Source organism: Paenibacillus dokdonensis (assembly GCF_004916975.1).
In the GTDB taxonomy this organism is placed as follows: Bacteria; Bacillota; Bacilli; order Paenibacillales; family Paenibacillaceae; genus Paenibacillus_AQ; species Paenibacillus_AQ dokdonensis.
The window spans coordinates 1107298-1131418 of record NZ_STGQ01000001.1; the positions used below are offsets into that span (position 1 = coordinate 1107298).

At 48.8% G+C, this 24121-nt stretch carries 17 protein-coding genes and 1 pseudogene; 13 read left to right on the forward strand and 5 right to left on the reverse strand.

Annotation, left to right across the window (positions count from 1 at the left end):
* The first annotated feature begins 6 nt into the window (after positions 1–6).
* From E6W40_RS05055 to E6W40_RS05105, 12 genes are all read left to right on the forward strand, one after another.
* Complete coding sequence (locus E6W40_RS05055) at positions 7–2064, forward strand: YIP1 family protein (protein ID WP_136604484.1); 2058 nt, start codon at positions 7–9, stop codon at positions 2062–2064.
* Positions 2065–2086: 22 nt separating this feature from the next.
* Positions 2087–4687 carry a DUF5696 domain-containing protein gene (locus E6W40_RS05060; RefSeq protein ID WP_136604485.1) on the forward strand — a complete coding sequence of 867 codons (2601 nt, stop codon included), beginning with the start codon at positions 2087–2089 and terminating at the stop codon, positions 4685–4687.
* Between the two features lies 1 nt (position 4688).
* Positions 4689–5582, forward strand: a complete 894-nt coding sequence (locus tag E6W40_RS05065; RefSeq protein WP_136604486.1) for a carbohydrate ABC transporter permease — start codon at positions 4689–4691, stop codon at positions 5580–5582.
* A gap of 16 nt (positions 5583–5598) precedes the next feature.
* Positions 5599–6552 carry a carbohydrate ABC transporter permease gene (locus E6W40_RS05070; RefSeq protein WP_136604487.1) on the forward strand — a complete coding sequence of 318 codons (954 nt, stop codon included), beginning with the start codon at positions 5599–5601 and terminating at the stop codon, positions 6550–6552.
* A gap of 47 nt (positions 6553–6599) precedes the next feature.
* Positions 6600–6746, forward strand: coding sequence for a hypothetical protein (locus E6W40_RS29370; protein ID WP_168928827.1), 147 nt, complete (start codon positions 6600–6602; stop codon positions 6744–6746).
* A gap of 167 nt (positions 6747–6913) precedes the next feature.
* On the forward strand, positions 6914–9727 hold the full coding sequence (locus E6W40_RS05075; protein WP_136604488.1) for an alpha-mannosidase: 2814 nt from the start codon (positions 6914–6916) through the stop codon (positions 9725–9727).
* A gap of 251 nt (positions 9728–9978) precedes the next feature.
* Complete coding sequence (locus tag E6W40_RS05080; protein ID WP_136604489.1) at positions 9979–11799, forward strand: sensor histidine kinase; 1821 nt, start codon at positions 9979–9981, stop codon at positions 11797–11799.
* A complete protein-coding gene (locus E6W40_RS05085) occupies positions 11792–13381 on the forward strand; it encodes a response regulator transcription factor (RefSeq protein ID WP_136604490.1) in 1590 nt (529 codons plus the stop codon). The genes E6W40_RS05080 and E6W40_RS05085 overlap by 8 nt, the downstream gene beginning before the upstream one ends.
* Before the next feature lie 163 nt (positions 13382–13544).
* Complete coding sequence (locus tag E6W40_RS05090) at positions 13545–14939, forward strand: carbohydrate ABC transporter substrate-binding protein (RefSeq protein WP_136604491.1); 1395 nt, start codon at positions 13545–13547, stop codon at positions 14937–14939.
* A gap of 118 nt (positions 14940–15057) precedes the next feature.
* Positions 15058–15942: a carbohydrate ABC transporter permease gene (locus E6W40_RS05095; RefSeq protein ID WP_136604492.1), complete on the forward strand. Its 885-nt coding sequence runs from the start codon at positions 15058–15060 to the stop codon at positions 15940–15942.
* A 1-nt stretch (position 15943) separates the two neighbouring features.
* A complete protein-coding gene (locus tag E6W40_RS05100; protein ID WP_136604493.1) occupies positions 15944–16834 on the forward strand; it encodes a carbohydrate ABC transporter permease in 891 nt (296 codons plus the stop codon).
* 124 nt (positions 16835–16958) lie between these two features.
* The gene (locus tag E6W40_RS05105; protein WP_136604494.1) at positions 16959–18716 is read left to right on the forward strand and encodes a glycoside hydrolase family 35 protein; all 1758 of its coding nucleotides are present in this window, start codon (positions 16959–16961) and stop codon (positions 18714–18716) included.
* Between the two features lie 84 nt (positions 18717–18800).
* On the opposite strand, the gene E6W40_RS05110 is transcribed toward E6W40_RS05105, so the two are convergent.
* The 5 genes and pseudogenes from E6W40_RS05110 to E6W40_RS05130 form a co-directional block, all read right to left on the reverse strand.
* Entirely contained in the window at positions 18801–19454 is a 654-nt protein-coding gene (locus E6W40_RS05110) for a hypothetical protein (protein WP_136604495.1), read from the reverse strand.
* Between the two features lie 93 nt (positions 19455–19547).
* Positions 19548–20444: a cation diffusion facilitator family transporter gene (locus E6W40_RS05115; RefSeq protein ID WP_374706159.1), complete on the reverse strand. Its 897-nt coding sequence runs from the start codon at positions 20442–20444 to the stop codon at positions 19548–19550.
* 260 nt (positions 20445–20704) lie between these two features.
* Positions 20705–21898 (reverse strand): hypothetical protein, encoded by a 1194-nt coding sequence (locus tag E6W40_RS05120; protein ID WP_211146969.1) that lies wholly within the window; start codon positions 21896–21898, stop codon positions 20705–20707.
* A 141-nt stretch (positions 21899–22039) separates the two neighbouring features.
* Positions 22040–22687, reverse strand: coding sequence for a metal-dependent hydrolase (locus E6W40_RS05125; RefSeq protein ID WP_136604498.1), 648 nt, complete (start codon positions 22685–22687; stop codon positions 22040–22042).
* A 159-nt stretch (positions 22688–22846) separates the two neighbouring features.
* Positions 22847–23071 (reverse strand): annotated as a pseudogene (locus tag E6W40_RS05130) (helix-turn-helix domain-containing protein); the annotation flags it as partial.
* Between the two features lie 306 nt (positions 23072–23377).
* Here E6W40_RS05130 and E6W40_RS05135 point away from each other — a divergent pair.
* Positions 23378–24109, forward strand: a complete 732-nt coding sequence (locus E6W40_RS05135; protein WP_136604500.1) for a tyrosine-protein phosphatase — start codon at positions 23378–23380, stop codon at positions 24107–24109.
* Positions 24110–24121 lie beyond the last annotated feature (12 nt).

Sequence of the window (24121 nt, forward strand, 5' to 3'; positions counted from 1 at the left end):
ATGCAGATGAAGAGATGGTTTGCTTTATTCATAATAGTGCTGCTTCTGGCTTCCGGCACGATTGCGGCTCCGGTATCGGCGGATGACACCTATAACTATTCCTACTGGGGAACTCCGGTTCCCGCTCCGGATCCTTATTCGCTGGATCAGGTCATCTCCGGTAGCGACTGGAGCCAAGGTGCATTGTCCTCTCCCCAGGATATGTATGCAGGTCAAGATGGAAGGCTGTACATTGCGGATACAGGTAACAGCCGGATCGTCATATTGAACAGGGACCTGCAGCTTGAGAAGGTCATCGGGGAGTTCGAGCATGATGGAAAGAAAGACAGCCTGAATCATCCACAGGGCATTTTCGTTGATTCGGATCAGCATATTTATGTCGCCGATACGGATAACCGCCGCATTGTCGAGTTCGGTCAGAACGGAAAGCCGGTACGGGTCATGAATGAGCCGAAGTCGACACTGCTCCGGGAGGGCTTTCAGTATCAGCCGGTCAAGCTGGTCGTTGATAAGGCCAAGCGCTTATATGTAATCAGCCAGGGATGCTACGAAGGAATTATGGAATTTGATTCGGAGGGGGGATTTAACGGATTTATCGGCACCAACCGCGTCAAATTCAGTCCGGTGGATCTGTTCTGGAAGCGGATTTCCACCAAGGCACAGCGTGAGCAGATGCAGCAGTTTATCCCTATTGAATTTAATAATCTGGATGTGGATGACAGCGGTTTTATTTATACCTCCAGCTCGGAGGAAAATTCCGAGCAGCCGTTGAAACGCCTCAATCCTTCCGGCACGGACATTTTACGCAGCAAAGGATATTTTCCACCCAAAGGCGATGTGGGGAATCTCGAGGGCGGGAGCTTGCCCGGAAGCTCCATATTTGTAGACATTATTCCCGATCAGGGCGGGATGTACAGTGCATTGGATTCGAAGAGAGGGCGTATTTTCACCTATGACAAGGACGGTAACCTGCTCTATGAATTCGGCGGTCTCGGCAGCCAGCAGGGGAATTTCCGCACGCCGGTAGCCATCGAGATGCTCGGTGAAAGGATGTTAGTCCTCGATAAGGATAACAACCGCCTGTCGGTATTCAACCCGACCCCTTACGGCGATTTGATCCGAAGTGCAGTGGCCGCGCTCAATGAAGGCAAGTCGGAGCAATCTACTTCCGATTGGAGAAAGGTACTCCAGCTCAATGCCAACTTCGATGTAGCCTACATCGGTATCGGTAAATCGCTTTTGAAGCAAGGCGATAATCGGGAGGCCATGAACTACTTCAAGCTGGGCAACAGCCGTGAATATTATTCGGAAGCCTTCAAGCGCTACCGCAAGGAAGTGGTATTCGAGCATTTCGGTATGATCGTGCTGTTCATTGTTTTGGCGGTTGCAGTCATTATTGCAGGTGTCAAACTCGCTAACCGGAAAACCAAGGGGCAATTCTATCGGGAATTCGGGATCATTCGGAATCCGTTTTACACGCTGCTGCATCCTTTTAACGGGTTCTGGGAGATGAAATATGAACGAAAAGGCAGGCTCAGCGTGGCTTTTGTCATCATGGCGCTGCTTGTGATTGCTACGATCGTCAAACGCCAGTTCAACGGCTTCGTCATTAACTTCAACAATCCGGAGCAGTTGAACAGCCTGGATGAGCTTAAATTTATTGTGCTCCCGTTCCTGCTATGGTGCGTGGCCAATTGGTCGCTTACGACGTTGATGGATGGTGAGGGAAAGTTCACCGAAATTATGATTGCAACGGCATATTCTTTGCTGCCGCTCGTATTGATCTATTTTCCGCAGATGCTGTACAGCAACGTCATCACCGCGGATGAGAGCTCTTTTTACTATTTGCTGAACACGATCGCGATGATTTGGTTTGTATGGCTCCTGTTTACCGGGACCATGACGGTACATCAATATTCTGCCGGAAAAACCATCGTGACGATGCTGCTTACGCTCGTAGTCATGGGGATCATCATTTTCCTGGGTGTCCTGTTCTTCAGTATGCTGCAGCAGATGATCAATTTCGTCAGCTCCATCTATAAGGAAATTTCATTCAGGATGTAGCCGCCAAAAGGAGGGATGGTACGTGGGCATACGCAAAAAACAAGCCGCAGGCATCCTGTGCGCACTGCTCCTGACAGCGGGGATCACGGGAGCTGGCTTCGGCGGATTTCTGGGCAGGGAAGCAGACGCTTCCGAAGCCGGAGTCACGGAGACGGCAGCTGCAAAACCGGAGACGGATCAGGCTTCGTCTAAGATTATCACAACGTCAGCGGAACCACAGCATGATCAATGGAGTAAGAACACTTCGCAGGAGCTTGAAGCGCTGGGTGCAATGGAGAAAGCGGCGGAAAATGACCAGCTCAGCCTCTACGTGAACAAGGAAACAGCAGAGATTGCCGTGCAGGAAAAGCAGAACGGATTTGTTTGGTTCTCCAATCCGGTTCTGCGCAGTCAAGACGCTCAGGCCTCACCGCTGTACAAATCGGAGCTGGCTGCACAGGTACTGCTCACTTACTATAACGATAAAGGGCAGATTAACGCCTTCAACAGCTTTGATGACAGTGTGGCCAAAAAGCAGTTTACAATCACAACCGCAGATCAAGGCATCCGCGTGGTCTACCAGATGGGTAACGTGGCACAGTCTTTTGCCAACATACCAAAAATCATCAGCAAGGAACGCTTTGAAAAGAATATTCTCGATAAAATCAAGAATGCGAATCAGCGGGATGATGTCAAATACAAATTCCGTTTGGATGAGCAGAAACAGGTTTATGAAGTACGCAAACTGCAGGATTACATAGCTGAAGAGTTGTCTGCAGTTCTGGAGGCAGCAGGCTATACGGCTGAGGATGCGGCGCAGGATAACAAGGAGAACGGAGCAGGTGAAGCAGCGGCTTCCGAAGAGGCCGAATTTACCGTACCGGTTGTGTATTCCCTCGATGGTGACAGCCTGGTAGTATCCATTCCCGCCAAGGAACTGAAATCGAACAAGGCCTATCCAATCGCATCCTTACAGGTTCTGAAGTTCTTCGGCGCGGCGGACACGGGCAAGCAGGGATATATTTTCGTTCCCGACGGCGCAGGCGCTTTGATTCATCTGAACAATAAAAAGCTGAACGCGGAGCCTTACAGCCTGCCGGTCTATGGCAACGACGGAACCTTTGACATCAAAGAGGAAATTCAGACGAACGAAGTTTCACGCCTGCCGGTATTCGGGCTCAAGCAAAACGATCATGCGCTGGTAGGCATCATTGAGGACGGAGAAGCAGGGGCCAGCATTGCAGCCGATGTGAGTGGGCGGAATGATTCCTATAATTCCGTCAGCAGCAAATTCCAGGTGACGGCCATGGATTATTACACCTTGTCATCCGGCAGCAAGACAAGTGCGGTTCCTATGTTCCAGGCCGGGAAATACCAGGGGAATCTACAGGTTAGATATGCATTCTTATCCGGAGCTTCAGCGGATTATACCGGTATGGCAGCGGCATACAGGGGTTATCTGGCGGATAAATACCAGCTTAAGCCCCTCGGGGCTTCAGCCAAAGCTCCATTTGTGCTGGAGCTTGCAGGCGCATTCCGTAAGAACAAATCGATTCTCGGCATTCCTTATCAATCGACGGAATCGTTAACGACTTTTGATGAGGCAGAATTGATTCTGAGCAAGCTGAAGGCTGCGGGAGTGAGTAGTATCGATCTACGGATGGTGGGCTGGTTCAACGGAGGCATCCGCCACTCTTCTCCATCGGATCTGTCTGTCGCCGGAGTCCTGGGAGGCAAGAAGGGACTTCTCCAACTGGCGGACTATATGAAGCAGAACGGATTTGGATTTTATCCGGATACTGCTTTTTTGGAAAAATTCAAAGGCTCGTCGGGAGCCGCTACCTTACTCGACCGTACTAAAGCGGAAGTTTATGCTTATAATCCGGTTACGTATGCGAAGGATGTAAGCAAATTTTCGCATTATGTGCTCTCGCCGCGTCAGCTGCCGAAGCAGGTAGATGGATTTTTACAGGATTACACCAAGCTTGGCATATCCGGGCTTTCCTTGCGGGACCTGGGCAAAGAAGTGAATTCGGACTTTGATCCTTCCCATCCTGTGAGCCGCGAGGATTCGCTCCTGGCCTCCGTGAAAGAACTGGGGCTACTGCAGAAAAATACGGGTTCACTTATGGTCGACGGAGGCAATGCCTACAGCCTGCCATTCGCTGATCTGATCGTCAATGCACCTGTGCGCAGCAGCCGGTTGAACATCACGGATGAGGAAATTCCATTTTTCCAGATCGCACTTCATGGATATTTTGATATCTCGGGCGCTCCTTACAATATGAATGAACTCCAGAATCCGCGGCTGTCCATGCTGAAGTCACTGGAAACCGGATCTAACGTGTATTATCAGTGGTTTGCAAGCGATGCTTCCAAGGTCAAGGATACGGATTACAACGGTTTATACGCGCTGAACTACCAGGATTGGTTTGATGAAGCGGTGCAGCTGTATCAGGAATCGAATGTAATTCTGTCCAAAGTCCGTGATCAGGTCATCACTGCTCACAGCATGCTTGCTCCGGGCGTTGTCAGAACGGTATACCAAAACGGTCTTAACGTAACGATCAATTACAACCATACGGCGGTAGCCGTGGACGGCCTGCAGCTTCAGCCGCAGAGCTATCACGTAGGCGGTGAATAATATGTTCAGAAAACCTCTCACCTTGTCCCAAAAAAAGCAATGGTATGGCGTATTGTTCGTAACACCGCTTATTTTGGGGCTTGTTATCTTGTTTCTGCTGCCGCTGATCCAGTCGTTCCGGTTCAGTCTAAGCTCCATACATCTGGTTGAAGGCGGTTTTGCCGTCGATTATAAAGGCTGGTCCAACTACAGCAATCTGTTTACGACCAATCCGGATTATCCGAGAAGGCTGACGGAATCGGTCACGAACATGATCGTGAATGTACCGATCATCATTATTTTCAGTCTGTTCGCCGCGGTGCTGCTCAACCAGAAATTCCGTGGAAGAGCGCTCGCGAGGGCGATATTTTTCCTGCCGGTTATCCTGGCATCGGCAGCCATCGCGAATCTGGATATCAGCAGCTTTGTCGGAGGCTCCACCATGTCCGGGGGAAGTGAAGGAAACGGTGGACTGATGCAGAGCTTCGAGTTGAAGAAAATGCTGACCGAATCGGGGCTGGCCCCGATGTTCGTCGATTATATTACGGGTGCGGTGGACCGGATTTACGAGATCATCAGCTCCTCGGGCGTTCAAATTCTGATCTTCCTGGCCGGGCTGCAGTCCGTCTCGCCTGCTTTATATGAGGCCTCACGGATCGAAGGGGCGACGGGTTATGAAATCTTCTGGAAAGTCACGTTTCCTATGATGACGCCACTCATTTTAACGAATATGGTTTACTCGATTATCGATTCATTCAGTCATAATTCGATCAACTCGCTGATTTCCGAGACCGCGTTCAAATCATTCGAATTTGGCCAAAGCGCGGCGATGTCCTGGGTTTATTTTGCAGTCGTTACCGCAATCCTGGGCATTTCGACGGCGATCATTTCCAGAAAGGTATTCTACTACGACTGATAAGGAGGAGAAGGCTATGAAATCGCCTGCCGCTTATGCGGATATCATCCAGTACCGATTTAACCCTCTGGAAAAATCCAAGCTTTGGCTGTGGAAACTTGTGCGCACCGTCTTGATTGCCGGGTTCTGCTTTATCATTTTGTTCCCGTTATTTCTTCGTTTGTCGGTAGCCTTCCGCAGCAAAGTCGATATTTACGACCCGACTGTGCTTTGGATTCCGCGGCATTTTACGCTCGATAATATCAAAATCGCCATGGAGGCCACCCATTATTTTTCGGCTCTGCTCAATACTTTTCTGATTTCGGCGGGGACGACGATTATTCAGCTTGCTTCCTGCGCACTGGCGGCCTATGCATTTGCCCGGTTGAAGTTTAAGGGAAGCGGTCTGTTGTTCGGACTCGTGATTTTCACGATTGTGGTACCGCCTCAGACCATCATGATCCCCTTATACCTAACGTACCGGTATTTCGATTTATTTGGTCTGGTGAAGCTGCTTTCCGGCAAATCCAGCGTGAATCTCATTGACACCTTCTGGCCTTTTCTTATTTCATCAGCGACTGCGATGGGATTGAAAAATGGTTTGTACATCTATATTTTCCGGCAGTTTTTCCGGGGGATTCCGAAGGAGATCGAAGAGTCGGCATTTGTGGATGGTGCAGGGGTCCTGAAGACCTTTTACCGGATTATGCTGCCGAATGCAGTGCCTGCGATCGTGACCGTTCTACTGTTCTCATTCGTCTGGCAGTGGAATGACAGCTATTACGTCTCGCTCTTCCTGAGCAAGGTCAAGGTTCTTTCCACACAGCTGATGGATATGGGCTCGGCACTTGGTAAGGAACCGGATCTGGTATACCAGTCCATGCTGCTAAACACAGGTGTGCTGCTGCTGACCGCTCCGCTGATTATTTTGTACCTGTTTGTGCAGAGATACTTTGTGGAAAGCGTTGAACGAACGGGCATTGTCGGATAATGCAGAAGCGCGGGTGGTTGATTACATTCCCCGGGAAATTATTTTATGTGACGGGCATGATGACAAGCTGGAAGCTGGATCAATATCCGTCCGTAGGTCATCTGCTGGATAAAGGGTTTACGATCTGGCCTTCGTTCTGGAAAATGCCGGAGGCGGCACTGGATTTGCTGGACCGGATAGAATGCAACAGGTAAAACACTGGCGGCTGCACTTCTTGGGAAGAGTGCTCTTGATGAAGATAAAGGAAACATCAAAGGTATTGCCGAGACCCTGCGAGCAGTGATGAATCGGCTTGAAATCGCCAAGTAGAGGCTTGCAGCTGCTGTAGACAAATAACCTGGCGAGAATGGGGAGCAGAATATTGACACAATCAAAGACCGTACATATCATTTCACACACACACTGGGACCGGGAATGGTATCTGCCTTATGAGAAGCATCATGTGCGTTTGATCAAGCTGATGGACACTTTACTCACAACGCTTCATGATGATCCGGATTTCAAAAGCTTCCATCTTGACGGACAGACGATCATGCTGGAGGATTACTTGCAGATTCGTCCGGAAAAGCGGCATCTGCTGGAAAAATACGTCCGTGAAGGGCGTATCCATATCGGTCCTTGGTACATTTTGCAGGATGAGTTTCTGACCAGCAGCGAAGCCAATGTCCGCAACATGCTGTATGGACATCAGGATGCGGAGCGGTTCGGTGCAGTGAGCAAGACCGGATATTTTCCCGATTCCTTCGGAAATATGGGGCAGGCTCCACAGCTGCTGCGGCAGGCTGGTATAGGTAATGCGGTGTTCGGCCGCGGGGTGAAGCCGACCGGTTTCAACAATGAGGTAAGCGAGTCGGCAGCCTATGAATCTCCTTATTCCGAGATGATCTGGGAGGCTCCCGACGGGTCGCATGTGCTGGGCATTCTCTTTGCCAACTGGTACAGCAACGGCAATGAGATTCCGGTGGATCCCGAGCATGCGAAGAAATATTGGGAACGGAAACTGAAGGAAGTGGATACGTATGCATCAACGCCGCATGTATTGATGATGAATGGATGTGACCATCAGCCGGTACAGCAGAATGTATCTGAAGCGATCAAGGTGGCGCAAAGTCTATTACCAGAGCATCGTTTTGTCCATTCCAATTTCAACGATTATATCGAAGCAGCGGCTGCGAGCGTGCCGGATCATCTGTCTACCGTGCGCGGAGAGCTTCGCAGCCAGCATACGGACGGTTGGTCCACACTGGTCAATACTGCGTCATCCCGGATTTATCTGAAGCAGCTTAATAGCCAAGGGCAGACACTGCTGGAACAAGCTGCTGAGCCGCTTGCGGTTTTTGCCCATTTGACCGGTAAAGCGGCATATCCGCATCATCTGTTTGAGTATGCCTGGAAAACGCTGATGCAAAACCATCCTCATGACAGCATCTGCGGGTGCAGTGTGGATGAAGTGCATGATGAAATGGTCACCCGTTTTGCCAAGAGCAGGCATGTGGGTGAAGCTATTGTGGAGGACAGCGTGGCCGCAATAACCGGTAACATCGATACCCGTTCGTTTGTGGATTTTTTCCGGGAAGGCGAAAATGGATATCCACTTGCAGTATTTAACACGACGGGTTGGGAGCGTTCCGGTGTGATTACAGTGGAGCTGGAGCTGGAACGAATCTACTTTGGGAGCGGTATGGGCTTTGCGGATATGAAAAAAAAGCTGCGGTTGCTGCCGCTTGAGCATCTGATTCTTCTCGATCCTTGTGGAAGCGAAATACCGTTCAGCTGGGAGGATCAGGGTGTTGGATTTGGCTATGATCTGCCGGAGGACCGTTTCCGCCAGCCCTATTTCACAAGACGTATCCAAGTTCAATTCGAAGCAGAGGATGTGCCCGCGCTGGGCTATAAAGTCTTTGCACTTATCCAAGGGAAGCAGGAGAACAGCAGGGAGAGTGGTGTCCATATCTCGGGAGGATCCTCCACGAATCGGCCGATTCAGAAGCATCAGTCTTCCCTTGTGACCGGAAAACGAAGCATGGAAAATGAATATCTGGCGGTAACGATTGAGGCTAACGGCTCCGTAACTCTGCAGGATAAAGGTACAGGGCGTATTTTTAGAAATCTGTGTATCTATGAGAATTCAGGTGATATTGGCAACGAGTACATGTACAAACAGCCGGATGGGGATGTGCCTGTTACAACACGAAACAGTATCGCGACCATTACTCTTGTCGAAGATGAGGCGTACCAGGCTTCCTTTGACATTATGCATACGATGCGCATTCCAAAGTCTGCTGATGGCAACCTCAGTCGAGAACAGAAAGAGCTGATTTGGTTTACTGGCAGAACTGCGTCCCGCTCTTCCTCACTCATGGATCTTCATGTTCATACCCGGATTACCCTGGAGCGCAGCGGAAGAGGCCTTCAGGTGAAAACGACGTTCCACAATGAAGCAGATGATCATAGACTGCGGATTCTATTCGAGTCGGGAATCTCTTCTCAGACCCATAAGGCGGATTCTATATTTGAAACGGCGGAACGAAACAATACGCCCGCAGCGGAATGGTTGAACCCAAGCAACTGCCAACATCAGCAAGCTTTTGTCTCGATTGGAGATGAAAGACAAGGTCTGACGATTGCCAACCAAGGACTGGCTGAATACGAGATTATCCAGGAAGATACGGCAGTCATTGCGGTGACGCTATTAAGAGCCGTGGGCGAAATGGGAGATTGGGGATACTTTCCGACGCCGGGAGCACAATGTCATGGGAAGCATACCACTCGGCTTGAGATCATTCCTTTTGACCCGGCCGTTGCGAAACAGGAGTTCATTCACATGGGAGAAACCGGATCAATGATCCGAGCCCGGCAGTTCCAGGTGCCATGGACGGTGAAGCAGGCAGATGTTCACACGGGCAGCACCCCGCTCATTCACTCCTTTCTCCCTTGGACGGGAGAAGACCTTTTCTTCTCTGCACTTAAAATGTCCAAGGATACTGGCAGCATCATTGCCCGCTGGTATAACGCTGCCCATTCTGAACGTTCACTGTCTGCGCAGCCGGCTTTTGAGATCAAAGAGGCGAGACACAGCAATATTCTGGAGAATGCGCTGGATATGACCCCTTTGAACGGAGTTGCTGTAAGACCAGCTGAAATTGTAACGCTTAGTCTTCATTTACCGGATTGAAATGCTTTTGAATGATCATATACAGTCGTTGAACCGCTGCTGGAAGGCAAGTCTTCCACTGCGGTTTTTCTCTGTTTTATTCAGAAACTTTCTGTCGTTTTGACATGAACTTCCAAACCTCCGGGCGCAGATCATTATTCCGGTTCCCGTTGACTGATTTCGACATGCGCAGGTATTGTATAGTTACTACCCGGGATTTCTACTGCCTCGCCCGGATCAATGACATTATGCATAAGGTGATAAGGATGCGTATGAATTCTCTATATTCCCGGATCAAAAGCAAGTCTTTCGTGCTGCGGCGGCTGTCGATCAAGAACAGGCTGCTGGCAGCCTTTATCATCACCTCGCTTCTGCCGGTTGTATTCGTGAGCGTGTATTCGAATATGAAATACGAAAACTCGATTACGAATAAAATCAGTGCCTACTCCATGCAGATTCTGGATGAGCTGTCTCAGAATGCAACGCGTGAGCTTGAGCAGTATGAAACCTTGAGCGAGAACATTATCATCAACCATTTTATCCAAAATGGGCTGCCGCAGTTTGACGCCATGAGCGATTACGAGAAAAACCAGCTGCAAACCCAAATCGGGGATGAAATGGGACAGCAAATATTTCAGCTTGGCAATATCAGCAATGTGATGATTCTGACCAACAGCGGAGAGTCATTTTTTGACCTTGGCTTTGAGCTGTACCCGGCGAAACAAATCCAATCGATGCTGGAAGAGACAAAGCAGTCCTTTGGAAACGCTTACTGGACGTACCTCCGTTCCAGCCGCGGGACCAATACGATTGCCCTCAGCCGCAGAATATATGCCGAGGATAAGCTGAACAAGCAGCTGGGCTATCTGATTATCTTTATCGATGAAAAGGTATTTTCACGCAATATTTATAAATTTGTGAACCTCGGAGCGGGCAGCAGCATTTACATATCCGATGCAAACGGAATGGTGATATCGTCCTTGTCGGATGACATTCCGAAAGGAGGACATTTTGCGGACAAGGAAGTATTCAGCCCCATAAACAGACAATTTAACCGTGAGCAAAACTTGACCGCTTTCCATACGGATGTGGGCAAGCACCAGTTTCTTGTGGCGAGCTCGTATATCCGTTCGGCAAATTGGTTTTTTGTCGGGATGATTCCACAAAAATTCATTGTGTCCGAGCTGTCAGACATGCGGAGAAATATCGTGTACATTTGCCTGGTGATTCTTCTCCTGTCCGGTATGATTTCGATGTGGATTTATTTTACGATCAGTAATCCCATGCGCTCGCTTCTGTTGTATGCCAAGCAGGTCCGGATGGGGCGGCTTGAGGCAACGACGAGCACCCGATCCGCGTATCCGGATGAAATGGATAAATTGACGGAAACGATCGACGGGATGGTGGAGCAGCTCAAGCAGCTGATCGGACAGGTACAATCGGAGCAGCAGGCGAAGCGTGATGCGGAGCTGAAAATGCTCCAGGCCCAGATCAACCCGCACTTTCTCTTTAATACCCTGAATTCCCTGAAATGGAGCGCCATGCTGGGCGGGAACGAATCGGTTACGAATGGCATCGAATCATTGTCAGAGCTGCTTCGCAGCACGATCATGGTGAAGGATGAGTTCATTCCATTGCAAACGGAAATTGAGAATTTGATTCACTATGCCAACATACAGCGAATACGTTACGGTGACTCTTTTGTGCTGAATACGGAAGTGGATGAAGAGCTGGCCGTTAATTTGGTTCCAAAATTTATTTTACAGCCGATTGTAGAGAATTCCATTCTTCATGGAGTTGGTGATGATGAAAGAAGGGTCGGCATTTGGGTGAAGGCAACCCGGCAAAACCATGTGCTGACCATCCGCATAACCGATAATGGAAAGGGCTTTGATATGAAACATATCAAGGAGAAGCGCGAATCCCATTCCAAGCTGTCAGGCCTTGGGATTGCGAATGTGGATGAGAGAATCAAGCTGCATTTCGGCGCAGTCTTTGGTCTAGTCACATCCAGCGTTGTCGGTGAGGGTACCGAGACAGTCATTACACTTCCGGTCTACACAAGCGAGGGGGATTTAGAGCGATATGTATAAAGTACTCATTATTGATGATGAAATGATTGTGCGACATGCGGTTAAAACGCTGATTCAGTGGGAAGGCAGCAAGTTTGTCTACTCAGGCTCAGCGTCAAACGGCACATCGGCGCTTAAAATGATGCAGGAACAGCCTGCAGATATTGTGATCACAGACATCAAAATGCCGGAAATGGACGGAATCGAGCTGATCAAGCAGCTAACGGCATCCGGCTTTGACGGGGAGATTCTGGTCCTCAGCAACTTTAATGATTTTGAACTGGTGCGTGAGGCACTGAAATGCGGTGCGCATGATTATATGCTGAAGCTAACATTGAAAAGCGACAACTTCATGCAAATCCTGAATGAAATCGCCCTCAAGCTTGATGCGAAGAAGAAGCAGCCTGAGTTACTTGCCGAATCGGCACAGTCGGAGAAAACGGATCACATTCATGATATTCTGACTTCCCTTATATCTTCCGGGGAAGGCTCAAGTGAATTAAGACCGGATGCTGCTCAGGAATTATTTCCTCCGGATCATTTGGTGCATATCTTTGGCGTGCAGGTGGATACGGTGGGGGAGAAGAGGGATACACTCTCTCTGAAGCATTCGCTTAGCCAGCTGTGGAGCGATGTTTACCCGGGAAGTGCCTGGCAGTGTACCGTGGCAGAAGAAGATCAGAGATTCATGTTTGCAGCAGCCTATCCGGAAGCGTTAGAAATGACGGAGCCTGCAGAGATGGCCGGAAGAATCAGCAGTCTTGCTGCCATGTATTACAGTTTGAAAGCAGATATAATTTACGGGAATGCGGCTTCATCAGGGAAAGAGCTGGTGGAGGAAATCCGTTTGATCCGGGAAGCCCAGACGCTGCTCTTCTATAAATCTGCGGGCCCCATATGTCTGTCCTGCCATGCTGAAGCTGCAGATGAGGATCCAAGCTACCAGCAGCTGGAGGCGGATTGGATGGAGGAAATTCGCAAAGGCCAGCCCGAATTTATCGTTAGGTGGGAGAACAGAGCTCTGCAGATCATTCAGGAAGGCGCGAAACGACAGCTGTATCCGCGGATCGTCAAACGGGTCGTTTGCGAAGGGATGTGGACCCTGAGCCGCAAGCTGGGACTGGAGCAGCAGCGCAGTTTCGATCATTCGCTCTGGCTGGAGCGTATTACCGGAGCCGGAACGGATACGGAAATGATGATGATTGTGGAGGAGCTGTCACATGATGTACTGGAGCATGCGGGAAGTGGGGCAGGCGTACGGGCTACCCGGCCGGAAGTCCGCAAGGCGCTTGTCTTCCTGGAAGAAAATTATCCGAGAGCAGTAACGATCCATGATGTGGCTCTGCATGTGAATCTGTCGGAAACCTATCTATGCCAGATTTTTAAAACGGATACCGGCAAAAGCATGATGACCTTCCTGAATGAGCTGCGTATGGCCAAAGCATACGAGATGCTGTCTTCCGGACAGCTACTGGTTAAGGAGGTTGCCGCAGAAGTGGGCATTCATGATCCTTTTTATTTCAACCGTCTGTTCAAAAAGCATTACGGCGTACCTCCAAAACAGGTCAAGTCGCAAGAAACTCCAGCTTTGAAGCAGAAATAAACAGAAACTGCATAATTTTAAGCAGGAAACATAAGATTGTCCATTTCAGCTGCAAACGCTTTCGCTAACCGCATAAAATCGTCCATGACATTCATCGGGTTTATCCATTTGGCAGCGCCTTCAGCAGAGGTATAATGACAACAAATATAGAGGAGGTCATGAAATGAAATGGCATAAGATTCTATCGGCTGTAAGCGCTTGCGCTTTGAGTGTATCCCTGCTTGCCGGATGCGGCAACAGCAGCAGCTCGGATTCAGGCAGTACGGATGCTGCAGGAACAAATGATGGAGGCTCCAAAAAGGTTGCAAACGGTGAACTGAATATCGCGGTATTCCAGGGCGGATATGGACGGGAGTACTGGGATCAGATCTCGGATGAATTCATGAAGGATCATCCGGGCACCAAAATCAATATTACGGCCAGTCCCAAAATTGCTGAGCTCGTGCGGCCTAAAATCGTTGCGGGCAACCCGCCGGATTTGATGTACATAGCAGGTGGCGACAATCTTCCGATTCTGGACGGACTTATTAAAGATAAAGCGCTGACGGATCTCAGCGACATTTTCAATACCGATGAAGGCAGTGGCGCCCTGAAGGATAAGATGCTCCCGGGTGTTCTGGAGTCCCGTTCCATGGCACCATACGGTGACGGTAAAATCTATCTGGCACCTTTCAACTTTGGGGTACTCGGACTGTGGTATAACAAAACTCTGTTTGATCAAAAAAGCATCCAGACGCCAAAAACCTGGGACGAGCTGTTTGCAATGAATGCCACAGCCAAGGATAACGGCAGAGCGTTATTCACCTACCAAGGTCTCTATCCCGGATACCTGGACGAAGTCATTATTCCTTCCATTTATGATTTGGGTGGACAAAAAGCGCTGGATCAATTTTTTGACTATGATCCTGAGTTCTGGAAAAGTGATGTTTTCAAACAGGTATGGGGCAATATCCAGAAGTTCGCAAATGAAGACAATGGTCTGATGAAAGGTACGGTCGCTTTGAACCATACCCAGGCACAAACTTCATTTATGCAAGGCAAGGCCATGTTCATTCCAAACGGAACCTGGTTTGAGGATGAAATGAAGGATGCACCGCGTGAAGAAGGCTTCCAGTTCGGCTTCCTCGGTATTCCTTCGTTTAATTCAGGCAGCAGCGTGAAAGCCATGAGCCAGATTGAGCAAATCGTCATTCCGGCCAAAGCGAAAAATCCTGAGCTTGCCGCTGAATTCTTGAAATATATCTATACCGACAAGAGCATCAAGCTAAATGCGGAGAAGTCCAAGGCTGTTATGGCAGTCAAGGATGCAGCGGATTTGGCGAAGCCATTCATTTCAGAAACGACGTATAACGTATATAAAGCCGTAGACAACGGTATGGAACTTGTTAACGGAACCTTCAAGACGGTAGCCAAAGGCAGCAGATACAGTCCGAAGGATGAAGTTTATAAAACGATCTCTTCCCTGATGAACAAGCAGATGACTCTGGATCAGTACAGTGACAAGATGTACAAGATGTACTCGGAAGTCAGCAAGGAACTGAAAGACTCGGCAGAGTAATTCTCACACCCATCATACGGAAACTTGAAAGGCAGACAAATGAGGTTGGCAGAGCCTGCTTGCATGAGCTGATGCAGGCTTTGCACAATCCAGAACCAAAGTGAAGGAAGTGGAGAGAATGACTTTAAAAGCACGGCGGCGCTTCTTCATGGCCGCCTGTCTTATTCCCGGCCTGATCATGTTCATACTGTTCAAGCTCTACCCGGCAATGCAAGTGTTTTATAAATCATTTTTCCTGTGGACGGGAATTGGGGATAAACCCAAATTCATCGGTCTGAAAAACTTTGTAGACATGTTCCATGATGATGTGTTTCTGCTGGCTCTCCGAAATACCGGATTTCTCATTGTCGTCGTTCCTGTCTTTACACTGCTCATCGCCCTGGTCAATGCGTCGATTCTGACACGCACAAAGCTCAAGGAGAAGGGGATTTACCGTACCTTGTTCTTCTTCCCAAGTATCCTGTCCTTTGTCGTGATTGCGATCCTTTGGTCGTTCATTTATCATCCGACCATTGGCTTCCTGAATTCGGGGATGGAGCTGCTGGGACTTGGGGAGTATGCGATGGCTTGGCTCGGAGATTCCAGGACCGTGCTGTGGGCGCTGGCCGTCACGCTGATCTGGCAGGCTGCCGGATACTACATGGTTATCTACATGGCTGGGATCGACAGTATTTCGCCGGATCTGTATGAAGCAGCTGGCATTGACGGCGCGACTCCGTTCAAGCAGTTCATTCATATCACGATTCCCATGTTGTGGGAGATTATCCGCATCACGATTATTTTCAGCATCAACGGCGTCCTGACGATCAGCTTTGTAATCGTAACGATCATGACAGCGGGCGGACCGGATCGGCACTCGGAAGTGGTCATGACCTATCTGTATCAGCAGGCGTTTACGAATTCGAACTTCGGTTATGCGATGGCTATCGGTGTATTTGTATTCGTCTTCTCCGTGATTCTGTCGCTGATCAGCAACAAACTTACGGAAAGGGGAGTGAGCTGATATGTCACAAATTCAGACCAGCGCGGCTATTCCTTCCCGTAAAGAGCATAAATCCGTCAAACCGATCATTATCATCCGAAACTGGCTGCTCCGTATCGTTTTGATTATTCAGGCACTGGCAGTTGTTTATCCGCTGCTGTGGAACGTTCTGGCTTCCTTCAAAACCAATGCGGAAGTCATGGAAAGTCCCTGGAGCCTTCCAAAGTCGCTGCATTGGGACAATTACGTCCGGGCATTTACTTCAGCCAAAATCGGCGATTATATGCTGAACTCTGTCATTGTTGTCGTTTTATCCATGGCGATACTCATTCTGATGGCTGTACCTACCGCTTATGTATTGGGGCGGATGCGTTTCCGCGGACAAAAGTTCATTTCGAACATCTATATGGCGGGATTATTCATCGGAGCGGTTTATATCATCGTCCCCTTATTCATTCTGATGAACGATCTGCATATGCTTGATAACCGTTTTTGGCTTAGCGCCGTGTATGCGACAGGCACCTTATCCTTCTCGGTCTATCTGCTGACGGGATTCATGAAGTCAATCCCGCCAGACTTTGAAGAAGCGGCAATGATTGACGGCTGCGGCTATTTCTCAACACTTTTCCGGATTATCATGCCTATGGTTCGTCCAGGCATTATTACCATGGTTGTGTTCAGCTTTTTTGATTTCTGGAATGAGTATGTGCTCGCCATGACGCTGGTTACCAGCGATGCGAAGAAGACGATTCCAATCGGCCTCAGCAATCTGATGCAGGTGCAGCAGTTTGCCACGGACTGGGGCTCCTTGTTTGCGGGTCTGGTCATCGTCCTGATTCCTACTGTCATCATTTATGTGCTGCTGCAGAAGAAGCTTACCGAGGGCATGATGCTGGGTGGAGTTAAGGGCTAGAAGGCAAAAATATATTCAAATTATGCTATCCCATTAGCCCTGTTTCTGGCTTATAATAGGCCGGACAGGGCTAATGGCAAGTAAAGGGCCAAAACAGGGCACCGAAAGGGAGAGGTTGAACGTAATGGCAGAGCTTAAGGTTCAAGGAAACGATTTTATGTATGAAGGGAGTCCCCTTCGCATTTTCTCAGGTTCCATTCATTACTTCCGCGTGGTTCCGGAATATTGGCGAGACCGGCTGCTGAAGCTGAAGGCATGCGGATTCAATACGGTCGAAACGTATGTGGCGTGGAATGTTCATGAACCGGAGGAAGGAAACTTCGTTTTTGACGGACTTGGTGATATCGAAAAGTTTATCCGGACGGCCGGCGAGTTGGATCTGCATGTCATCGTGCGTCCAAGCCCATATATTTGCGCCGAGTGGGAATTCGGTGGACTTCCGGCTTGGCTGCTGGCAGACACCTCGATGTATCTTCGCTGTTTTGACCGCGCTTTCCTGGATAAGGTAGATCATTATTTCGATGAGCTGCTTCCTCGACTGAAGCCGCTTCTGTGTACAAACGGCGGTCCGATTATTGCCATGCAGATCGAAAACGAATATGGAAGCTATGGTAACGACAAGCAGTATTTGAACTATCTGAAGGATGGAATGATCAGCCGCGGCATGGATGTGCTGCTGTTCACCTCCGACGGTCCAGAGGATCATATGCTTCAGGGAGGCATGGTGGAAGGGGTACTGGAAACCGTCAATTTTGGATCCCGAGCCCAAGAAGCGTTCGAGAAGCTGCGCGAATATCAGCCTGAAGGCCCTTTGATGTGCATGGAATTCTGGAACGGATGGTTTGATCACTGGATGGAGGAGCATCAGTCTCGTCCGGCGGATGATGTGGCAGAAGCCCTCGATGAGATGCTTCGGGAAGGGGCTTCGGTGAACTTTTACATGTTCCATGGAGGCACTAATTTTGGCTTCTACAATGGAGCCAATCATATCCAGCGCTATGAGCCCACAGTAACGAGTTATGATTACGACACGCTCCTCAGCGAGTCAGGAGACCCGACACCGAAGTTTTATGCTGTACGTGAAATTCTTTCGAGGTATACGGAACTGCCGGAGCTCGAGCTGCCTGAACCGATCCGCAAAAAGGCATATGGCCAAGTGAACATGACTGAGCAGGCCGGGTTATTCAGCAATCTGGAAAAGCTTGCGCAGCCGATCCGCCACGCCAGTCCTTTACCGATGGAGAAGGTTGGACAAAGCTACGGCTTTATCCTGTATTCCACACGGATTAGTGGTCCGAGAAAGGGCTTTGAGCTGGTGCTTCAGGATGTGCGTGACCGTGCACTTGTGTTTGCGGACGGTAAATATAGGGGGACAGTAGAACGCTGGAATCCGGCAGCCATTCCCCTTGATATTCCGGCTGAAGGCTTGAAACTGGATGTACTGGTTGAAAACATGGGGCGTGTCAACTATGGACCGCTGATGAGAGATTCTAAGGGGATCACCGAGGGAATCCGCCTCGGCAACCAGTTCTTGTACGATTGGACGATCCATCCGCTGCCGATGAAGGACTTGTCTGATCTTCATTTTGAGCCATTGCGGGAAGGGGAAGCATCCGCACAAGAGGAAACACCATCATTCTACAGAGGGTTATTTGAGGTAAGCGATAAAGCAGACACCTTTATCCGTCTTGATGGCTGGAAAAAAGGCGTTGTGTATGTGAACGGCTTCAACCTGGGACGCTATTGGGAAGCGGGTCCGCAAAAAACGCTGTATATTCCCGCTCCTCTTCTGAAGGACGGCAGCAACGAGCTGGTCATCTTCGAACTTCACGGAACAAGCCAGCCGGTTGTCAGCCTTGTGGATGCTCCGGATCTGGGATAAACATAAGTAGGGGATGTTCCTCAGGTCAAATTTAATGACCTGGGAACATCCCCTTTATTTTGCTGTATTTTATTTGTCTATATTTTACTTCGATGTTCCGGGTTCATCCTTGTTAATTGCGATGATGCCATACTTGTCCTTCTCATCAGCTGATGCGCCAAACCAGATTTCTCCGTTGCCTGCCATGACACCTTGGTAATTGACGAACAACGTATTGAGCTTTTGATCCGCCAGTGCCTTTTTGACGGAGTCGGTCATGATGTTATCGTAGTCGGCGATAAAAGCCGATTTATCCTTAACATTTTTGCTTTTGCCGTTTTCGTTGACGCGGAGCGGGAAGAGAACATATTCTGCGACCTGTTCCTTGCTGCCCGATGCGACAGCCGTCTGTACGGCCTTGAAGATCTCGTTAAACTTATCCGGATTATCTATACCTGCGACTTCATAAGGATTCGCCCCGCTCGATGGTGTCTGGGGATTATCCGGCGTCTCGACTTTGGGCGTGGTCACCGGCCCCGTTGTTTCCTTGCTGTCGGTAGCTGCGCCGTCCGGTGAGGTTTTGGAATCATTGACGCTGTTTTCTGCCGGCTGACCAGACCCCGTTTCGGCTGCTTTTGTAGAAGTGTCCGACACTTTATTACTATCGCCGCATGCGGATAGGGCGATACTTAAGCTAAGTACAACCGCGGTGGACCATATTTTTACAGGAAATTTTTTAGGGCGTTCATTGAAATTCATAGGGATCATCCTCTCTAAACCTGATGTTGACGACTACAGTAAACCTTAACCCATCGTCCATATTTTAAACAAACAGAGAGATGGGCATCAAGTTCATTGCTCCTGCTCGCCATCTTCGTACCAAGGGTTTAGGTGAACCATGACATCTCCGACCAGCTTCATCCGCTGCATGATCGTTTTTTTGACCTCCCGGCTCACATCATGGCCTTCTTTAACCGTCAGCTGATTGGGAACACTCACCTTTACATCTACAATAATGGCATTTCCCAGTTCTCTGGCGCGGATGCTATCCACCCGTTTAACATTCGGTACAGAATAGATGATGGAGCTTAGCTCGGCCAGCTGCTCATTCGTAATATTTTTGTCCATTAAAATATCGATGGCTTCACGGCCCATTTTGAAGCCCAACCGGATTACGAGATAAGATACGATAATACCCGCGGCAGAGTCACCATATTCGGTATAGGCTAAATGGAAATGATCTCCGATTAAGGAGATGCCGATACCGACAAAAGCGGCCGCAGACGCATATACATCGGCAATGTGATCATAGGCGGTTGCGATCAGACTGCGGCTGTTCTCCGCTCTCCCGATGCGGATACAGTACATATACAGCGCCTGTTTCCAGATTAAAGAGATCAAAGCTGCGACAAGGGATATCCAGCTGGCTGCGGCAGGCGGCTCGAAAAAGGACTCCACAGACTTATAGACCATCAAAAGTGCAGCCATAATCAAAATAATGGCTACGATGCCGGAGGCGATGGCTTCTGCTTTCCCATGTCCGTAAGGGTGATCCTCATCCGCCGGTTTTCTGCTAACAAGCGCAGAGGTCAGGGCGGCAATGGTAGCCACAACGTCACCAGCATTATGTATACCGTCTGCCACGAGCACCTTACTATTGAAAATAAGACCGGTAACAATTTTTAAAATCGTCAACAGGACATTGCTGATCAAACTGACCCATACTGCAAAAATGGATTTATTCGCCACGTAAATGTTCTCCTTGGGTGAAATATGATTTCATTCTATATATCATAACCTTATTAAGATGCCTTTTAACAAAAGATGGGTATAATTCCTCAAGTTAAAAGTATTCAGCATAAGAATAAAATATATTCATGAAGGTTGGAGCGACGGGCTATTTTTCGACTCAAAACCAAAAAACTCCCCAAAGCGCTGCAGATTCCTTCATGACTTAGAAAGGAAATGCTGTTTTACGCTGGGGAGTTTATTCAGATAAGCAATAATGATTACAGACTGGCCGGATATCCAATTTTGATCAAGGTGGGAGCTCCGTCCGCAGAACCAATCAGCAGGGCTGAATCCTTATGATCCGGATTATTCAAAGGCTGTACGATAAGTCCGCTGTTAAAGGTTGTCCGGTTGATGACTTTATTCCACTCCGTATCTCCGGTACTGCCAAGCTTCCATACAAACTGCTTCGAGACCGTACCATGCCAATCCTGACTGACCGTTCCGGTTGCCAGGAAACCGCCTCCGGGAGCAGGCTGGATATCGTTTAGCATACTACGGTCCAGAGAAGGATCCGGCTTTTGTACCCACTGCAGAGAACCGTCATGCTGAAAACCCATGACATAGCCTGTTGTTAAATAGCGATATCCGCCATCCGGGTTCGGATGATTATAGTAGCCGGCAAGCGCCAAATCGCCGCTGCTTCCTTCGGACAAGGCAGTAATCCATAAGTTTTGAGTATCCTCCGCAGGATCGAAGCGCTTCTGCCAGAGTGATTTCAGATTCTTATCCCATTTTGCGACGAAAATCTGTTCATTGTTATTGTCAGCTACTGATTCTGCAGATATCACAAAACCCCCGTCCGATAACGCGGTCAACGTATCCACATTGTCGAAAGTAGCACCGGAAAGCTCTTGATCCTTCATGAACTTACCGTTCTTGGAAATATGAACCAACCGAAGCGTACTAGCATTAGGTGTTTCTGCAGGTGCAGTGACAGCGGCAATGTAGCTTTTGTCCTTTAGCTGAACGGCATAGCGAACGAGGCTTGCCGGGTCAGTGGAAGAGAAATTATAATCCCATTCCAGTTTCCCTGATGGACCTAGCTTCATCATATAACTTCCACCGGCAATCAGGGAACCATGATCTTGAGTCCAATGAAATGAAGAGATATATTCGAGCTTTTGCTTGGAAAACGTGGCAACGGGTTTGATCTGCCCATAGGCTCCGATAGCAGTCACCTGAACCTCTCCATCCCGTATAGCGGCAAAGGCCAACTGGTTATCATCATGCTCAAATACAGCGCCATCAGGTAACTGAATGGTCGTATATGAAAGCATTTCAGGCGGGGCTTGCATGGAAGGCTCAGCCTGCACATGGGCTGAAAGGGGAAGAAGTAAGATGGCTGATACAGCAGCCAGCAACAGATTTCTGGTTCGTCTCACAGTCCTTGTTGTCTTGCGTTTGTACATCTCTGATCACTCGCTTCATATCAGTTTTGTCCGGGCTCATTCTATTATGGGCGCCGGCAAAACCGCCTTCAAGCGCAATTAGTCTTGACTTGCACTAGTAATGTATCGACCGAACGGACCGGTAAGAAGGAACTAACCATCTTATGCGAGCGGCAGCTTGAACGACTTATTGAATAGCGGATAAAGCCATTTGACACCGTTTGGCGTAAGCGTATCAGCAATCAGATGCGAAGCATATCCGGCTGTTGCCACCAGCATAATACCATCAATCTGCAGCTGATTCTGAAGACCCGAACCGATAGCGGCCCATAGTACTAGTGCCCAGACTGTGTGTGTCATTCCGCGGTGCTTCAACCATGGAGCAGCCGCTACGAAAATGCCGAAGCCTACAAGCCACATCATATGATGAGACCAGCCGTTATACAGCAGCAGGCATCCAATGGCGCTGACAAGGATGTTTCGTAAGAGACCGTCTTTGATAATCAGGCCTAGCAGAAACAGGCTGAGCGCTGCCAGGGAATACTCCAGGACGAAATAATGCTCCGTGAAATACAACCAGGTAAGAATCACGATGAGAAGCAGGCCGGACCAATACAGCATTTCCCGCAGCCATTTGGAAAACTGACCGATCTTCGAACTCAGCATGCTTGGACCATCCAGATCGGCACTAAGCGCTGAGAGAGCGGAAACCGCGACATAGAGGGCGGCATGTTTCAACGTGAATGGATAGTGGGCGGCCGCGGCCGCTCCGATGGCAACGCCGATGGCCAAATGTGTTGAACCTTTCATTGTTCCTCCTCTGACTGACTAAGATGTTTTTTTAGGCAAACATATGTTTGCTACCATATTATACATGCTGAACCTGCATTTGCGCAAAGCTTCTATGAAAAATGATTCATGCAGAGTATGTATGACTTAGCTGCAGCTTTATGGTTCTGAAAGTTTCGGCTCGGGGTCTGCTGAAGCCCTGGGCAAGTCTCTCCTTCCCAGTAAGTAATCAATGGATACCTGAAACAGATCCGCAAGTCGGTTCAGAGTCTCATAATCCGGTTTTCTTCGGTTTTTTTCATAATGAGACAATGCGGCTCTGCTGATTCCAATCGAAGCGGATAATTCCTCTTGTGTCCAGCCCTTCTGTTCACGAAGCTCCGCAATCCGGTGACCGTACTTCATTCGTTCCCACCCTCCGTATTCGATTCCAAGGCCAATTAAATAACGCTTGACATGATACAAAATGTATCGTAAATTAACAGTGTCGTCAATAGTTAATATGCATTTTGGAACCATTTTCCTAAAAAATCAGGTTCCAAACTCCCTTGATTACCCTTGATATTTGCCTAATGGTGCAAGTTTGGACTGTAATTCAAAATCTCATCAAGTCCCTTCAGATTTCGCTCTTCATCAACAATAAATGCTGTCGATTTCATCTAAAATGATACATATTGTTACAAAAGTTCTGAAGAAACAGGTGCTGATAAGATGATTGATACCCATTGCCACATCATTCCCGGCGTAGATGACGGTCCGAGCTCCACCGAGGGAGCGCTTCGCATGGCTGCGGCGGCTGTGAAGGAGGGAATCCATACGATTATTGCTACACCGCATCATGCCACAAAAAGATACATTAACACAGCCCGGAAAATTCAGCGGAGAGTGGAAGCTCTGAACAGCAAGCTGAAGAAAAACAATATCCCGCTGAAGATTTATCCAGGACAGGAATTCCGCCTAACTGATGCCTTCCGGTCAGAACATCAGGCTGGCCGGATTCAAACACTTGCTGAAAGCTCTTATCTGCTTGTCGAACTGCCATCCCGCGGCATACCCGATTATTTCCAAGAATTTTTGGCTTACATAAAACAGCATGGTATTCACGCTGTGATCGCACATCCAGAAAGGAACCTAGGCATCATACGAAACCCGGATCAGGTGTTTGCATGGATTGAACAGCATGATGTAAGGCTACAGGTGACAACCCAGTCGCTTATCGGTTTTTTCGGTGAGGAGGTACAAAAAACTGCTTCATATCTATGTAGAAAACGATGGATTCACTTGATCGGAAGCGATGCTCACAGTACCTACCGGAGGAGTTTTTACACAAAGGAAGGATATGAAGTGCTTGAGCGGCTGTGCGGGCCAGCCTATCTGCAAGCTTTGCAGCAGCATGCGTCCCAATTAATCCTAGGAGGAAAGATTGGCGATCTGCATACCTAGTTCCGGGAAAAA

Bases quoted from the DNA above. Each gene is read 5' to 3' on its own strand.
- E6W40_RS05055 (WP_136604484.1), top strand. From the start codon at position 7: ATGAAGAGATGGTTTGCTTTATTCATAATAGTGCTGCTTCTGGCTTCC.
- E6W40_RS05065 (WP_136604486.1), top strand. From the start codon at position 4,689: ATGTTCAGAAAACCTCTCACCTTGTCCCAAAAAAAGCAATGGTATGGC.
- E6W40_RS05070 (WP_136604487.1), top strand. From the start codon at position 5,599: ATGAAATCGCCTGCCGCTTATGCGGATATCATCCAGTACCGATTTAAC.
- E6W40_RS05080 (WP_136604489.1), top strand. From the start codon at position 9,979: ATGAATTCTCTATATTCCCGGATCAAAAGCAAGTCTTTCGTGCTGCGG.
- E6W40_RS05085 (WP_136604490.1), top strand. From the start codon at position 11,792: ATGTATAAAGTACTCATTATTGATGATGAAATGATTGTGCGACATGCG.
- E6W40_RS05090 (WP_136604491.1), top strand. From the start codon at position 13,545: ATGAAATGGCATAAGATTCTATCGGCTGTAAGCGCTTGCGCTTTGAGT.
- E6W40_RS05095 (WP_136604492.1), top strand. From the start codon at position 15,058: ATGACTTTAAAAGCACGGCGGCGCTTCTTCATGGCCGCCTGTCTTATT.
- E6W40_RS05100 (WP_136604493.1), top strand. From the start codon at position 15,944: ATGTCACAAATTCAGACCAGCGCGGCTATTCCTTCCCGTAAAGAGCAT.
- E6W40_RS05105 (WP_136604494.1), top strand. From the start codon at position 16,959: ATGGCAGAGCTTAAGGTTCAAGGAAACGATTTTATGTATGAAGGGAGT.
- E6W40_RS05110 (WP_136604495.1), bottom strand. From the start codon at position 19,454: ATGAATTTCAATGAACGCCCTAAAAAATTTCCTGTAAAAATATGGTCC.
- E6W40_RS05120 (WP_211146969.1), bottom strand. From the start codon at position 21,898: ATGTACAAACGCAAGACAACAAGGACTGTGAGACGAACCAGAAATCTG.
- E6W40_RS05125 (WP_136604498.1), bottom strand. From the start codon at position 22,687: ATGAAAGGTTCAACACATTTGGCCATCGGCGTTGCCATCGGAGCGGCC.
- E6W40_RS05135 (WP_136604500.1), top strand. From the start codon at position 23,378: ATGATTGATACCCATTGCCACATCATTCCCGGCGTAGATGACGGTCCG.